Source organism: Pseudoalteromonas arctica (assembly GCF_012927645.1).
Taxonomy (GTDB): domain Bacteria; phylum Pseudomonadota; class Gammaproteobacteria; order Enterobacterales; family Alteromonadaceae; genus Pseudoalteromonas; species Pseudoalteromonas arctica_A.
In genome coordinates this window covers 38,907-52,160 of sequence record NZ_JABBMT010000005.1, presented here as the reverse complement: position 1 = coordinate 52,160, position 13,254 = coordinate 38,907, and the positions used below count along the sequence as shown (strand labels likewise).

Here is a 13,254-nt window from a genome sequence, read left to right as displayed (position 1 = left end):
ATTATTGCTTTGCCATAACCATATCAACAAATCCACTCACATAATTCGTCTTTGGATCAAGCAATTCCTGAGGTTCAATTTTTATACCGAAAGTCAATTCAATCTGCATTACTAATGTCAGAATCTCAAATGAATCCAAAGCTATATCATCCTTGAATGAAAGCTCTAAAATATTATCAATATCAACAGCGCAACCTCTGTCTGTAAAAAACTGATATAAAAAGTTAATAAGTTGATTTTTCATTAATGAGAACCTTTTGGAATACAATACAAAACGGTGCTTAACCCTAAATGTTCATGTACTCGTAAATACATATCGTAATTAGGCTGCAATTGATCAATAAATTGAGGGAGTTCCCATAAATCTTTCGGTTTATGGTAAACACAAATAGCTAGCACAGGCTGTTGGGTTTGAATTAAACTTTTGGCACCTTCAAGAGCAGCTAATTCGGCCCCCTCTATGTCCATTTTTATATAGTTTATATCCATAGCTTGACAAGTTGAGTCTAAATCAACAACAGATACTGAAGAATCATTTATAACTTCACTTTGTATAATATTGCTGGAGCTTGTTTGCCCTTGATTAAAATTAAGTAAATCAACACATTTCCAAACCCCCGAAGGGAATGCTTGAAAAGAAATTTCAGGATTATTTTTCTTTAGCCTGTTTTGTGTATTTGTAAGTGTTTGATAATTATTTGTATCGGGTTCAAATGAGGAAATATGCTCAAGTGTTATAATATTTTTTTTATGAAGTTCTACAAACGCCTCTACTGTATCCCCAGTATAAGCACCACAATCGATAAAACGAATTGGTGATTGAAAATTGAAAGGTATATCATCTGGGAAGTACTCAATTTTTCTATCCGGTTCAGGGTAGTCATCAATAGAAAGGGATGCCCTAAAAGCACACAATTTATCTAATATATTTTTACTTTTATCATCCCCCAAACGCGCTCGTAACCACTTAATACTTGGTAAATTCAACATATCATGATGACTTGTGCGCATCCATAAATGCTCTAGCTGTGCATATTCCTTAAACACTTCTGGGAACTCTCGTGCAGCCTCAAAAAAGCCAAGAACATTATTATAACCGAGCCCTTGTAGGCGCTCTTTGATTTGCCCTCTATTAGAGTTAACTAACGGCGTAACAGCAACAATGACTGTCATATTACGATCAGCTGTATGCTCATCAAAAATAGGTAAACTATACTTCATCTGGCTAACTAAACGTTGATCGATCCACCCATTAACTTGTAGCTTTTGCTTTACTAAAATTCTATAAAAACATTCTCCAAAATGACCAGCTCCGTAAATTAGATAGTTCATTTAATCGCTCCAACGTGATGCCAAGTCAAAGGCATACCTTTTTTAATCGCTTTCGTTGCGAGTCTGCCCGTTATAAATCCTAAATCCTTTGGCATCAGCTCACCTACACCAGGCCTTAGATTGACCACATTCTCTTTGTTCAAAACTTCACCAGCAGCAATATCCCTCACTGCAAATAGGCAACGCCTTGCTTTACTGGGCTCACTAGGGAAATGTACACTGCCAATAGCCAACTCAACTTGCCTGACTCCTTGAACTAAATCTTCAAGTTCATCTGGTGTCATGGAAAAAAAGCTATCAGCCGTTTCATCTTCTTTACTCATCACAAAATGCTTTTCTATAATTGTCCCCCCCATAGCTACAGAGGCGACAGGTATATGGTTACCTAATGTGTGATCCGATAAGCCTATTGGTACTTTAAAAACATCTGCTAAATGAGGGATTGTTTTTAAATTAATGCTTTGCGGGGGAGCTGGGTAGCTACTTGTACATTTCAATATAGCTAAATCTGTTACTCCTGCTTGGTGAGCAACTTTCACAGCTTCGTCAATCTCAGCAAGCGTTGCTCCACCTGTTGACATAATCACCGGCTTTCCAGTCGCAGCAACTTTTCGAATGAGGTCATGATCGATCAACTCTGGAGAAGCTATTTTATATGCAGGTGAATCAAAAGATTCCAATAAATCGACTGCAGAATCATCAAATGGTGAAGAAAAAATAGTGATACCGATTTCATTCGCCAGCTGAATTAAAGGGGCGTGAAAATCCCATGGCATATATGCCCCTTCGTATAAATCATATAAATATTGTCCTTGCCATGGACCTGTTGCTTCAAAATGCGGTAATTTACAATCCATTGTTAAAGTATCTGCGCGGTAAGTTTGTAACTTTATCGCATCAGCTCCGGCCTCTTTAGCAGCTCTAACTAACGCTTTCGCCTGCTCTAAATTTTGACCATGGTTTGCTGACATTTCGGCAATAATATACACAGGATGACCTGGCCCAATTTTTCTACCATCGATGGTAATTTCAGAATTAAACGCCATTTGCGCCCCTTAAATTGCACTGTCAAAAAATCATTAAATCAAAGCAAATTTCATACCTAATTATCTACAATAGCTTACAATTTGATAAACTATATTGATCCAAAAGGATTTTAACTTTTAAGTTATGTGCAAGAGTGTAATGATTTGCTATATTTATCTCAATAATAATTACGATTACCAGTGACCATGTCTGATGTATTAATAATAATTCAAGCACGTATGACATCAACCAGATTGCCTGCCAAAGTGATGTTGCCGCTGTGTGGCAAACCAGTGTTACAAATTATGCTTGAACGCTTACCAAACTGGCACGATCAAATCATTGTCGCAACAACTAATGATGGCACTGAGCAGCCTATCTTGGATTTATGCACACAGCTGAATATTAAAACCTACCAAGGGGATACACAAGACGTACTAAGCCGCTATTATCTGGCTGCTAAACATTATAATGCTCAATCATCTACAACCATAGTTAGGCTAACGAGTGATTGTCCACTGATTGATGAAGAGCTATGTAACAAAGTGATTAATGAAAGAGTGACTCAAACCTATGACATGGTTAATTTAGGTCCTCATAGTGGTTACCCTAGAGGACTTGACTGCTGCGCATTTTCATTTGATTTACTAGAGAATACCCATCTAAAAGCAACATCACCGGACGATCGTGAGCATGTTACGTTAGGCATGGCAAAATTTAATACTATAACGACTCACACATTCAGTGCGTATGAAGATTATAGCCACTTTCGCCTAACACTTGATGAACCAGACGATTACAAAGCAATTACCGCTGTTTATGAGCATTTTTTGAATAAAGTAGATTTTTCCTATAATGATTTAATAAAAACATTAAAGGAAAACCCTCACATCACCGATATAAATAAACATGTAGAGCAAAAATCTACTTAAGTTAGGCATAATAATTGTATGTCATTGAACATTATATTTATGACTACCAAAGAATTAGAGAATATTAAATGAATCCAAAAACAATATTAGTTACCGGTGCAACTGGCTATAAAGGAACTGTACTGGTTCCAAAACTACTGGCTTTAGGCCATCGCGTAATCGCGTTTGACATCCAATGGTTTGGTAATTTTTTGCCCTCTCATGACAACCTCTCAGTCATTAAAGGTGACGTACGCGACACTGATACGATTAACTTAGACGGTGTGGATTCTATTATTCATCTTGCTTCTATCGCAAACGATCCCTGTGGTGATTTAAACCCTAAATTAACATGGGAAGTGAGTGCGTTAGCAACTATGCGCTTAGCCGATAAAGCAAAGCGCTGTGGAATAAAACAGTTTATTTATGCGTCATCGGGTAGCGTATACGGCGTTAAAGATGAAGAGCAAGTAACTGAGGACTTAACGCTTGAGCCTATTTCTGAATACAACAAAACGAAAATGGTTGCAGAGCGTGTACTTCTTAGTTATGCCGACGACATGGCGGTACAAATTGTACGCCCAGCAACTGTATGCGGTTTATCTAAACGAATGCGCTTAGATGTTTCTGTCAATATGCTGACAATGCAAGCTCTAAAAAATGGAAAAATCACAGTGTTTGGCGGCGATCAAGTCAGACCAAATATTCATATTGACGATATTACTGATCTCTATATTTATATGCTGGATAATCCAGAGAAAGTCTCTGGTGTCTTTAATGCAGGGTTTGAAAATATCTCAATTATGGATATAGCAAAAATGGTACAGGCTAAAATAGCATGTGAGATTGAGGTTACTCCTTCAAATGACCCTCGTTGTTACCGTATTAATTCAGATAAGTTACTATCTACCGGTTTTACACCCAATAAAAATGTCGACACAGCCATTACCGAAATTATTACAGCTTACAAACAAGACTTACTTAAAGATGAAGACCATTTTTACAACCTTAAATGGATGCAAAGAGAAGTTTTATGACTAACAACCAATCTGCAACCACTATAGCCAAGGATTCAGTGAAAAACCTGACAACAAACTATGTGAACACCCTAACGGATGTATTAAAACAGTTAGATAGTGAACAAGTTAAGAGTCTTGTTGATACCTTACTTACTATGAAGGCAAATAACGGCACTTTATATTTATGTGGCAATGGCGGCTCAGCAGCAAATGCAATCCACCTTGCAAATGACTTTACATTTGGTATTAGCCCAGAAGGTAATGCATTAAAAGTTGAAGCATTACCAGCAAACAGCTCTGTTTTAACTTGCCTAGGCAATGACATTGGTTATGAAAATATTTTTGCACATCAGCTAAAAGTTAAAGCAAACAGCAATGATATTTTACTTGTTTTATCTGGTAGCGGTAACTCTGAAAATATAATTAGAGCGACTCAACAAGCACTCGACATTGGCATGAAAACAGTGGGCATTTTAGGATTTTCTGGCGGTAAAGTTAAGCCGATGCTTGACCAAGTTTTCCATTTCGAAGTCCAAGATATGCAGATATCAGAAGATACTCAAGTTATTGTCGGGCATATCTTAATGAAAGCTCTATACAATGCATTACGTGAGGCTAATTAATGACCACCATTGTCTACGGAATTACAGCCTCAACAGAAATGTTTATCCGATCAGAATATAATACTGACAATAATATTTTTGCTTGTACAAATGGTGGCGAATCATACAAAGGCACGCCTGCAAAATCATTAGAAGAATTATCAAAACTAGAAAAAAAACAAACGCTCCAAGTAGTAATTTGTTCTGAATTTGTCTTTGATATCTTACAATCTTTAAATAAAATTGGTATTACCACTAATCAATGTTCTTTTTTTAACCACATGAGCGGTAAGCTCATTCCTTGTATACAAATGCAATTTGATATTGATACTAAATCAACGTTATATGCTTTTTATGATCTCTCTTATAATTTGCCCTGCTTTGATGTAACTACTTTTATCGTTTTAGCTGAAATAGAACGAAAAAAACAAAATAAAAAAAATATTCAATTTGTAATTATCCCTAGCCATAGTGACGATACTCCAGGATTAAATGTATATCACGATAACGTTGATGCTAAATGGCGTATCGAAAAGGTTATTAAACCCATGTTTAATTGTCTTGCCTCATGCATAGGTATTGATCAGCCGATTTCGCAAAGTAGCCTTGTATACTATAAAAGCTTGAACCCTAGCATATATCCAAATAACTACTTTCAAAACCCTAGACAAGCAGCTGGAGATTTTAAATTATTAAAATCTTATGCCGAGCAAAATATTAAATTAAGTAACTTAGCACCTCCACAACAAGCTTATACTATTGTTAATGACTTCATAAGACATTACGTGGGCAAAAAAAAGCTAATAACAATTACATTGAGAGAATATTGGGCAAATTCCGAGCACAGAAATAGCAATACAACGGCATGGCTTGATTTTGCATTATCACTAGACCTCAATGAATACTTTCCGCTAATTATTAGAGATACTTATAAAGTAAGTGAGCCCCTTGAAGAAAAATATCAATCGCTTACAACGTATCCCCTTGCAGCTGTAGATTTAAGTATCAGGCTCGCCTTATACCATGAAGCGTATATAAATATGGGTGTTGACAGTGGTCCTCTTTATCCGATTAGCTATCTTGAAGGGGCTCGCTCAATCATTTTTAGATGGTGTTCGAATGATATTCCAAATCTATCAGACAGAACAAATAGCATGCACGGCTTTGAAGTTGGAAAAAATCATTACTTTAATGATAATGAATTTCAAATAAATGCATGGATGGATGATTCATTTGAAAATATTCAAACTCAATTTTCTGTTCTTGAGAATAAAATAAATAAGGCGGCAATCTAAACTATGAATGACTCATCAATTTTAGTTTTAGGAAGCAATTCATTTTCAGGGGCATCATTTTGTGCGCATATGCTTAAAAATGATCAGCAAATTGTTGCTGTTAGTCGCTCATCAGAACCTAATTCAGCATTACTACCATATAGTTGGCAAAAAAATGCAGATAAATTGCAATTTAGCCAACTGGATATAAATCATCATCTGCAAAAAATTATTGATATTGTTAAACAGAAAAAAATTAAAAAAATTTATAACTTTGCTGCACAAAGCATGGTTGGTCAAAGCTGGCAACATCCTGAACATTGGTTTATGACTAACACTGTTTCAACGATCAAGTTACACAATTCTCTCCGACAATTAGATTTCCTTGAAAAATACATCCATATATCAACTCCCGAAGTTTATGGTAGTTGTAACGGATTAGTACCAGAGCATACTAATTATCAACCCAGTACACCATATGCAGTCTCCCGTGCTGCTGCAGATATGAGTCTACATACATTTGCAGATGTTTATGACTTTCCAGTGGTATTTACACGAGCTGCCAATGTTTATGGTGAAGGCCAACAGCTTTATCGCATAATCCCTCGTACTATTTTATATGCCCTACTAGGCAAAAAATTACAGCTGCATGGCGGAGGGCATTCAACACGATCATTTATACATATTGACGATGTATCTTCAGCGACACAACTTATTGGCGAAAAGGGTAAAAATGGTGATATTTACCATATTTCAACAGATCAAATGATCTCTATTCGAGTACTCGTTGAAACAATCTGCAATATGCTTAAGCTCCCATTTGAACAAGTGTGCCAATCGACTGAAGATCGATTAGGAAAAGATGCAGCATATTTATTAGACACAAAAAAAATTCGCTCCGAGCTAAATTGGCAAGACTCTATTTCATTAGAAAACGGCTTAGAACGTACAATTTATTGGATGAAGCAAAATTTAGATGTACTCGCCAAGCAAGAACATGACTATATTCACAAACCTTGAGGCAATCATGATAGGACAAGAAATAGATTTACTAAAAAATTACCCTAAGTCTAAGCGTGATCTTTCTGGTAGATTAGAAGCCAAAAGTGAAGCAGTTAGAGCAATAGCGCGCCAATTTGACAAGGAATTCTTTGATGCTGATAGAGAGCACGGCTATGGTGGTTTTAACTATCATTCAAGATTTTGGCAGCCAGTCGTGCCTGACTTTATTACGCACTTTGGCCTACAAGAAAATAGCAGTTTATTAGACGTAGGCTGTGCAAAAGGATTTATGCTTTATGATATTTTACAACAGCTACCAACAATGACATTAAGTGGAATAGATATATCCCATTACGCATTAGACAATGCCAAACAGGAAGTAAAGCACTTATTACAACAAGGTTGCGCTACTAAATTACCTTTCGAAGACAATAGTTTTGATACTGTCATATCAATTAACACTATTCATAATTTAGACCTTAATAAATGTGCAAAAGCACTGCAAGAAATAGAGCGAGTTTCTAAAGCTAACGCATTTATTACTGTTGATGCATATAGAAATGAACAAGAAAAAGAACGTATGGAAGCCTGGAATCTAACAGCCAAAACAATGATGCATGTTGATCAGTGGAAAGAGTTTTTCAAAGATACAGGCTACACTGGCGATTTTTATTGGTTTATACCCTAATGAAAAAACTTGATGCATATTTCGAATCATTAAGAATTCGAAAAATAGAAGAAATGATAGCCTTACGCTACCCTGAGCAAGAAATGAGATGCCCGACACATCTGTCAATAGGTCAAGAGCTAGTACCTGTCGTTGTTTCTAATTTTTTATCTAAAGATGATAAGGCTTTCAGTTCACATAGAGCACATGCCCACTATCTAGCCAAAGGCGGATCATTAAAGAAAATGATAGCTGAATTATATGGCAAGGCGACAGGCTGCACAGGTGGCAGAGGTGGCTCTATGCACTTAACAGACTTGGATTGCGGTTTTATAGCTAGCACTGCAATTGTGGGTAATAGTATACCACTGGCGGTTGGCAGTGCGCTAAGTCAAAAACTACAAAATAGCAATTTTTTGACCGTAAGTTATTTTGGTGACGGTGCAACGGAAGAAGGCGCTTTTTACGAGTCGTTAAATTTTGCAGCAGTTAAATCTCTTCCTATATTATTCATATGTGAGAATAACCGCTATTCAGTGTATAGCCCATTAGAAGTTCGCCAGCCGGTTAATAGAAGCATTACGGATTTATCGCAATCAATTGGAGTTGAAAGCTTTCACGCTGATGGAAATCTTTTAATACCACTAACCCATGCCGTTGAGAGTGCTATTGAATATATTAGAAAGAATAATGCCCCAGCACTCTTAGAGCTTGATACATATCGTCACAGAGAGCATTGCGGTCCTAATTTTGATGATGACTTAAACTACAGAGCCGCAGGTGAAGTCAAAACATGGCTTGAAAAAGATCCGTTAAAATTATTATTCGCGGAACTATCAGCAGATCAACATTTCGAGAAAACTCATAACGAAATGATTATCAAAATAAAAAATGAAATAGAAGATGCTTTTCTTTTTGCTGAAAATAGCCCTTTTCCAAATCCACAGTTAAACGAAGAGTTTCTTTATGCAAAATAAAACAACAACATTCGCTGAAGAAATAAACCAAGCACAGCACTGTGCCATGGCTGAAGACGATAACATGATTTGTATGGGATTAGGTATTAATGATCCAAAAGCTATTTTTGGTACAACTACAGGCTTACAATCAAAGTTTGGCTCAGACCGTGTCTTTGATATGCCAACATCTGAAAATGCAATGACGGGTGTGGGGATTGGCGCAGCTATTACTGGCACACGTGTATTAATGACCCATCAACGAGTCGATTTTTTCTTGCTTGCCATGGACCAACTTGTAAATAATGCCGCTAAGTGGCACTACATGTTTAATGGGCAAATGACTGTACCTTTAACAATACGTTTAATCATAGGTAGGGGTTGGGGTCAAGGACCCACTCATCAACAAAGCTTGCAATCATGGTTTGCACATATCCCTGGACTTAAAGTTGTTACTCCAAGCTTAACTGATAATGTAGGACAGCTACTTTATCAAAGTATAATGGATAATAATCCAACTATTTTCCTTGAACATCGATGGCTGCATAACCAAAACATCGACAAAGAAACGTGCGTCGATTACAACTCAAACATGCAAACAACGAGAGTCATCAAAGAAGGTGAAGATGTCACTATCATCGCTAATAGCTATATGCTCCTAGAAGCCATACACTGCCACAACTTCCTAAAAAAACAAGGTGTTAACTGCGAGGTAATTGAGGTATCTGAACCGACAAATATTGATTGGCAAACTATTTATAACTCGGTCAATAAGACTCAAACCTGCATATGCACTGATATAGGACATAACTCATTTTCTGTCTCTAGTGAAATTTCAGCAAAAATATATGAAGCATGCTTTACTTCCTTAAAAAAACCAATAAAACGAATAGCACTCCCCTCTTACCCTGAACCTACGAGCTTTGGATTAACAAAAAAATACTACAAAACCAGAACTGAGATTACTAAAGCTGTATCTGAACTCCTTGATAGGGAAATATTTATGACCGAAGATGTAGAATTTCCTCACGATGTTCCTGGTAACTGGTTTAAAGGCCCGTTTTAATGAATCGAGTATTAATTACAGGAATAAATAGTGGTATTGGGCAAGCACTTGCTGAGCGCTTAAGCCAAAATACGATTATTCACGGTACTTATCGAGGGCGAAAATCAAACTTAGATTTTGCTGAACTAACAAAAGTTGATTTTAGCTCACAAAAAAACGTTGACGATTGGTGCCATAAAACGAACTTTTCAATATATGATAGTATAATTTTTGTTCATGGCACACTCGAGCCAATCGGTTCTCTATCAGATTGCTCTTATGACGATTGGGAAAATGCATATAGAATTAATTACTTATCTATAGTGCAAGTGTTAAGTTCAGCAGTTCTAAAAATGAAATCAAACTGCAAAATCCTGACCTTTGCTGGCGGAGGCGTCAATAGCGCCCCGACGAAGTTCAACTCTTATATAAATGCGAAAGTAGCATTAATAAAAATGACTGAAGTTTTAGCTGCTGAATATCCCGATTTAATCTTTCTAAATGTTGGTCCTGGCTGGGTAGATACACCTATTCACCAACAAACACTCCACGCAAAAGAAATAGTGCCGGAAGCATATAAGGAAACAGCCAGAAGATATGAGGAAAATGACTTTGTGTCTATGCAACTGGTCATCGACTCCTTAATTTTTCTTCTTGATAATGCAAATAGTAAGTTTAGTGGACGAAACTATAGCATTGCATCCAAAGAAATTTTTCATGAGGATTTTTTGGAGTCTCTTGAAAACCCAAATATCTACAAATTGCGTAGACTCAATAAAGAGCATACATAAATGAAACTAACGGATTATATTGCATCTTACCTTGCTCAATTAGATATCAAGCATGTATTTGTTCTGCAAGGCGGTGCTGCTTTACATTTAATTGACTCAATTGAAAAACACCCTTCGCTTTCAGCTATTGCAATGCAACATGAGCAATCATGTGCGATGGCTGCTGATAGTTATGCAAAAACACACCATGTACTAGGCGTGACTATAGCCACATCAGGCCCAGGCGCTACAAATTTATTAACAGGTATCGCAAGCTCCTACTTTGACTCTGTAGCTACTTTACATATAACTGGAAATGTAGCTTCATTTAGGCAATCGCATAAATTAGGGGTTCGCCAATATGGTTTCCAAGAAACCGATATTGTTTCTATGGCAAAGCCAATAACAAAGTACGCAATACAATTAAAAAGACCTAATGACATTATCACTGTATTACCTGAAGCTATAAAAGCAGCATTAAGTGGCCGGCCAGGGCCTGTGTTAATAGATATTCCTGATGACTTTCAGCGAGAGATATTAGATATAAAAAAAATACCATTTGAAGCTTTTAATCAATCAACTGTAAACCATAAAGTAATTCAAGAAAACATATTTAATAACTTCATAGTGTCATTAAAACAAGCGAAAAAACCTTTATTTATTCTTGGTGCTGGGTGCCATAACTCAGCAGAACGGTTAATTTCACTTGCAACAAAACTAAAAATCCCCTTTCTATCAACTTGGCCGCTCAAAGGGATTGCAAATCATGATGACGAGCTAAATCTAGGGAATTTTGGAACTCATTCTTTACGTGGGAATAATATCGTTTTACAAAATTGTGATTTTATAATTTCTATTGGGTGCAGACTAGATTCAAAAGCCACAGCAAAATTAGATACTTTTGCACGTGAAGCTAAAATCGCAATGGTGGATATTGACCATAATGAAATAGAGAAATTTGCCCAATTAGGCAAAGTAATCAACTATCAATTTCCTGTATCTGTTCAAGTTTTTTTAGATGCTTTTTCACTGCATTGTGAAGATTTAATTGAAATATTTAAAAATAACGATGTGTGGCTAAATTATATTACGGATGTCACACAAGAGTTTAACTACATACCTGAATATAATTACGGTGGTGTAAACCCATATTTAGCTGTTGAGTTGTTTAGTGGTGCTTTCTGTGATGACCAAAATATATGTGTGGATACAGGTACTTGCTTACCTTTAACTCTTGTCTACGGTAAAGAGAAAAAAGGCCAGCAGTATATTTCTTCATATAATAATACCCCCATGGGCTATGCTTTACCTGCATCGATTGGTGTTGCCCTAGCAAAAGAAAAAGAAGTATTTTGTATAGTTGGCGATGGTGGTTTGCAAATGAATATCCAAGAACTTTCAACGTTAAATCACTTGAAACTTCCAGTCATTATTATTGTATTTAACAATAGTGGTCATTGTATGATAAAACAAACCCAAGATGATTGGCTAGACTCAAATTATTTTTCTGCTGATTGTAATAATGGCTTGCCTCACATAAATTTTTCTGAAGTTGCTAAAGCTTATGGGATCGACTCTGAAAAAGTTGAAAATAATGAGCAATTAAAATTATTAGTAGAACGTTTACACCTTCGCATGGATCAAGAAGGGCCAAAGCTTATCGAATTAGTAATTAACCCAAACTTTAGATATGAACCGATTATCAAGTATGGCAATCCATTAGAGAATATGAGCCCTGAACTTGCTTACATAAAACAAAAAAAAGCTATGCTTATACCCAGTTTGAAGGAAAATCTATAATGATAAACTTACACCAAGAGCTGGTTATGCTAGCTAGGAATACACAATCACACGTACAATCAAGCAGTGATTACCAGCTTCTTAACAAAAAACTATCAAAAGTAATTGCCAGCGCTTATAACACGACATCAACACCAACATTTTTATTAACGGATAATATTACATTTTCTCTTCCGTATTACGATATGGGCAATATTAATACGACTCATTTGTTTGGTATTGATGAGCTAATCATTTTAAGCTTTTACTTGAAAAATAAAAATAACTATAAGAATGTGTTAGATCTTGGCGCTAATATCGGTCTGCATTCAATAGTGCTGAGCTTATTAGATTATCAAGTTACATGTTTTGAAGCTGACCCTGAAACATTCCGCGTTTTAAAACAAAACCTAGAATTAAATAATTGTAAAAAGATTAAGCCAATAAATGAAGCCGCGGCAAGTTTTGATGGCAAAGCTGAATTTACACGAGTATGTGGAAACTTAACTGGAAGTCATTTGAGCGGCGCAAAAAGTAATCCCTATGGAGAGCTAGATAAATTTGAAGTTAAAGTTAATAACATAGGTAATATAGCTAAAGAATTTGACTTAATTAAAATTGATATTGAAGGTCAAGAAGCAGATGTATTAACTTCAATTTCTTCGGAGGACGCTTTAAAAATTGATTTTATGATGGAAATTAATGGCGAAAAAAATGCAAAAACTATTTTCGACTACAGTTTACAAGTCGGCTTAAATATTTTTCTTCAAAAAAATGATTGGAAAAAAGTGAACTCTCTTGCCGAATTACCCCTAAGTCATAGAGAAGGTAGTGTTTTCCTTTCTAGTAAAAATAAGATGCCTTGGTAAAA

Annotated in this window: 14 protein-coding genes; 11 read left to right on the top strand and 3 right to left on the bottom strand. The window is 36.1% G+C overall.

Annotation, left to right across the window (positions count from 1 at the left end):
- Position 1: 1 nt before the first annotated feature.
- The 3 genes from HHO47_RS04735 to pseI are packed head-to-tail and all read right to left on the bottom strand — an operon-like array spanning position 2 to position 2,378.
- Positions 2-244 carry an acyl carrier protein gene (locus HHO47_RS04735; RefSeq protein ID WP_076923517.1) on the bottom strand — a complete coding sequence of 81 codons (243 nt, stop codon included), beginning with the start codon at positions 242-244 and terminating at the stop codon, positions 2-4.
- Positions 244-1,332, bottom strand: a complete 1,089-nt coding sequence (locus HHO47_RS04730) for an FkbM family methyltransferase (protein ID WP_169019244.1) — start codon at positions 1,330-1,332, stop codon at positions 244-246. The genes HHO47_RS04735 and HHO47_RS04730 overlap by 1 nt, the downstream gene beginning before the upstream one ends.
- A complete protein-coding gene (gene pseI, locus HHO47_RS04725; RefSeq protein ID WP_169019243.1) occupies positions 1,329-2,378 on the bottom strand; it encodes a pseudaminic acid synthase in 1,050 nt (349 codons plus the stop codon). Before pseI ends, HHO47_RS04730 begins: the two co-directional genes overlap by 4 nt.
- 186 nt (positions 2,379-2,564) lie before the next feature.
- Between pseI and HHO47_RS04720 the strand changes: the two genes are divergently transcribed.
- The 11 genes from HHO47_RS04720 (at position 2,565) to HHO47_RS04670 (ending at position 13,252) form a co-directional block, all read left to right on the top strand.
- Entirely contained in the window at positions 2,565-3,290 is a 726-nt protein-coding gene (locus HHO47_RS04720; protein ID WP_076923520.1) for a cytidylyltransferase domain-containing protein, read from the top strand.
- Between the two features lie 68 nt (positions 3,291-3,358).
- Positions 3,359-4,306, top strand: a complete 948-nt coding sequence (locus tag HHO47_RS04715; RefSeq protein ID WP_145239453.1) for an NAD-dependent epimerase/dehydratase family protein — start codon at positions 3,359-3,361, stop codon at positions 4,304-4,306.
- Entirely contained in the window at positions 4,303-4,911 is a 609-nt protein-coding gene (locus tag HHO47_RS04710; protein WP_076923522.1) for an SIS domain-containing protein, read from the top strand. Before HHO47_RS04715 ends, HHO47_RS04710 begins: the two co-directional genes overlap by 4 nt.
- A complete protein-coding gene (locus tag HHO47_RS04705) occupies positions 4,911-6,185 on the top strand; it encodes a hypothetical protein (protein ID WP_169019242.1) in 1,275 nt (424 codons plus the stop codon). Before HHO47_RS04710 ends, HHO47_RS04705 begins: the two co-directional genes overlap by 1 nt.
- Positions 6,186-6,188: 3 nt before the next feature.
- Positions 6,189-7,184, top strand: a complete 996-nt coding sequence (locus HHO47_RS04700) for a GDP-mannose 4,6-dehydratase (protein ID WP_169019241.1) — start codon at positions 6,189-6,191, stop codon at positions 7,182-7,184.
- A complete protein-coding gene (locus tag HHO47_RS04695) occupies positions 7,162-7,854 on the top strand; it encodes a class I SAM-dependent methyltransferase (RefSeq protein ID WP_248290928.1) in 693 nt (230 codons plus the stop codon). The genes HHO47_RS04700 and HHO47_RS04695 overlap by 23 nt, the downstream gene beginning before the upstream one ends.
- Positions 7,854-8,810 carry a thiamine pyrophosphate-dependent dehydrogenase E1 component subunit alpha gene (locus HHO47_RS04690; protein ID WP_169019240.1) on the top strand — a complete coding sequence of 319 codons (957 nt, stop codon included), beginning with the start codon at positions 7,854-7,856 and terminating at the stop codon, positions 8,808-8,810. The genes HHO47_RS04695 and HHO47_RS04690 overlap by 1 nt, the downstream gene beginning before the upstream one ends.
- The gene (locus tag HHO47_RS04685; RefSeq protein ID WP_169019239.1) at positions 8,800-9,855 is read left to right on the top strand and encodes an alpha-ketoacid dehydrogenase subunit beta; all 1,056 of its coding nucleotides are present in this window, start codon (positions 8,800-8,802) and stop codon (positions 9,853-9,855) included. Before HHO47_RS04690 ends, HHO47_RS04685 begins: the two co-directional genes overlap by 11 nt.
- Positions 9,855-10,625 carry an SDR family oxidoreductase gene (locus HHO47_RS04680; protein ID WP_145239465.1) on the top strand — a complete coding sequence of 257 codons (771 nt, stop codon included), beginning with the start codon at positions 9,855-9,857 and terminating at the stop codon, positions 10,623-10,625. Before HHO47_RS04685 ends, HHO47_RS04680 begins: the two co-directional genes overlap by 1 nt.
- Positions 10,626-12,404 carry a thiamine pyrophosphate-binding protein gene (locus HHO47_RS04675; RefSeq protein WP_076923528.1) on the top strand — a complete coding sequence of 593 codons (1,779 nt, stop codon included), beginning with the start codon at positions 10,626-10,628 and terminating at the stop codon, positions 12,402-12,404.
- Positions 12,404-13,252 (top strand): FkbM family methyltransferase, encoded by an 849-nt coding sequence (locus tag HHO47_RS04670; RefSeq protein ID WP_145239468.1) that lies wholly within the window; start codon positions 12,404-12,406, stop codon positions 13,250-13,252. The genes HHO47_RS04675 and HHO47_RS04670 overlap by 1 nt, the downstream gene beginning before the upstream one ends.
- Positions 13,253-13,254: the final 2 nt, after the last annotated feature.

Coding starts and splice junctions, on each gene's coding strand:
- HHO47_RS04735 (WP_076923517.1), bottom strand. CDS start 244: ATGAAAAATCAACTTATTAACTTTTTATATCAGTTTTTTACAGACAGA.
- HHO47_RS04730 (WP_169019244.1), bottom strand. CDS start 1,332: ATGAACTATCTAATTTACGGAGCTGGTCATTTTGGAGAATGTTTTTAT.
- pseI (WP_169019243.1), bottom strand. CDS start 2,378: ATGGCGTTTAATTCTGAAATTACCATCGATGGTAGAAAAATTGGGCCA.
- HHO47_RS04720 (WP_076923520.1), top strand. CDS start 2,565: ATGTCTGATGTATTAATAATAATTCAAGCACGTATGACATCAACCAGA.
- HHO47_RS04715 (WP_145239453.1), top strand. CDS start 3,359: ATGAATCCAAAAACAATATTAGTTACCGGTGCAACTGGCTATAAAGGA.
- HHO47_RS04710 (WP_076923522.1), top strand. CDS start 4,303: ATGACTAACAACCAATCTGCAACCACTATAGCCAAGGATTCAGTGAAA.
- HHO47_RS04705 (WP_169019242.1), top strand. CDS start 4,911: ATGACCACCATTGTCTACGGAATTACAGCCTCAACAGAAATGTTTATC.
- HHO47_RS04700 (WP_169019241.1), top strand. CDS start 6,189: ATGAATGACTCATCAATTTTAGTTTTAGGAAGCAATTCATTTTCAGGG.
- HHO47_RS04695 (WP_248290928.1), top strand. CDS start 7,162: ATGACTATATTCACAAACCTTGAGGCAATCATGATAGGACAAGAAATA.
- HHO47_RS04690 (WP_169019240.1), top strand. CDS start 7,854: ATGAAAAAACTTGATGCATATTTCGAATCATTAAGAATTCGAAAAATA.
- HHO47_RS04685 (WP_169019239.1), top strand. CDS start 8,800: ATGCAAAATAAAACAACAACATTCGCTGAAGAAATAAACCAAGCACAG.
- HHO47_RS04680 (WP_145239465.1), top strand. CDS start 9,855: ATGAATCGAGTATTAATTACAGGAATAAATAGTGGTATTGGGCAAGCA.
- HHO47_RS04675 (WP_076923528.1), top strand. CDS start 10,626: ATGAAACTAACGGATTATATTGCATCTTACCTTGCTCAATTAGATATC.
- HHO47_RS04670 (WP_145239468.1), top strand. CDS start 12,404: ATGATAAACTTACACCAAGAGCTGGTTATGCTAGCTAGGAATACACAA.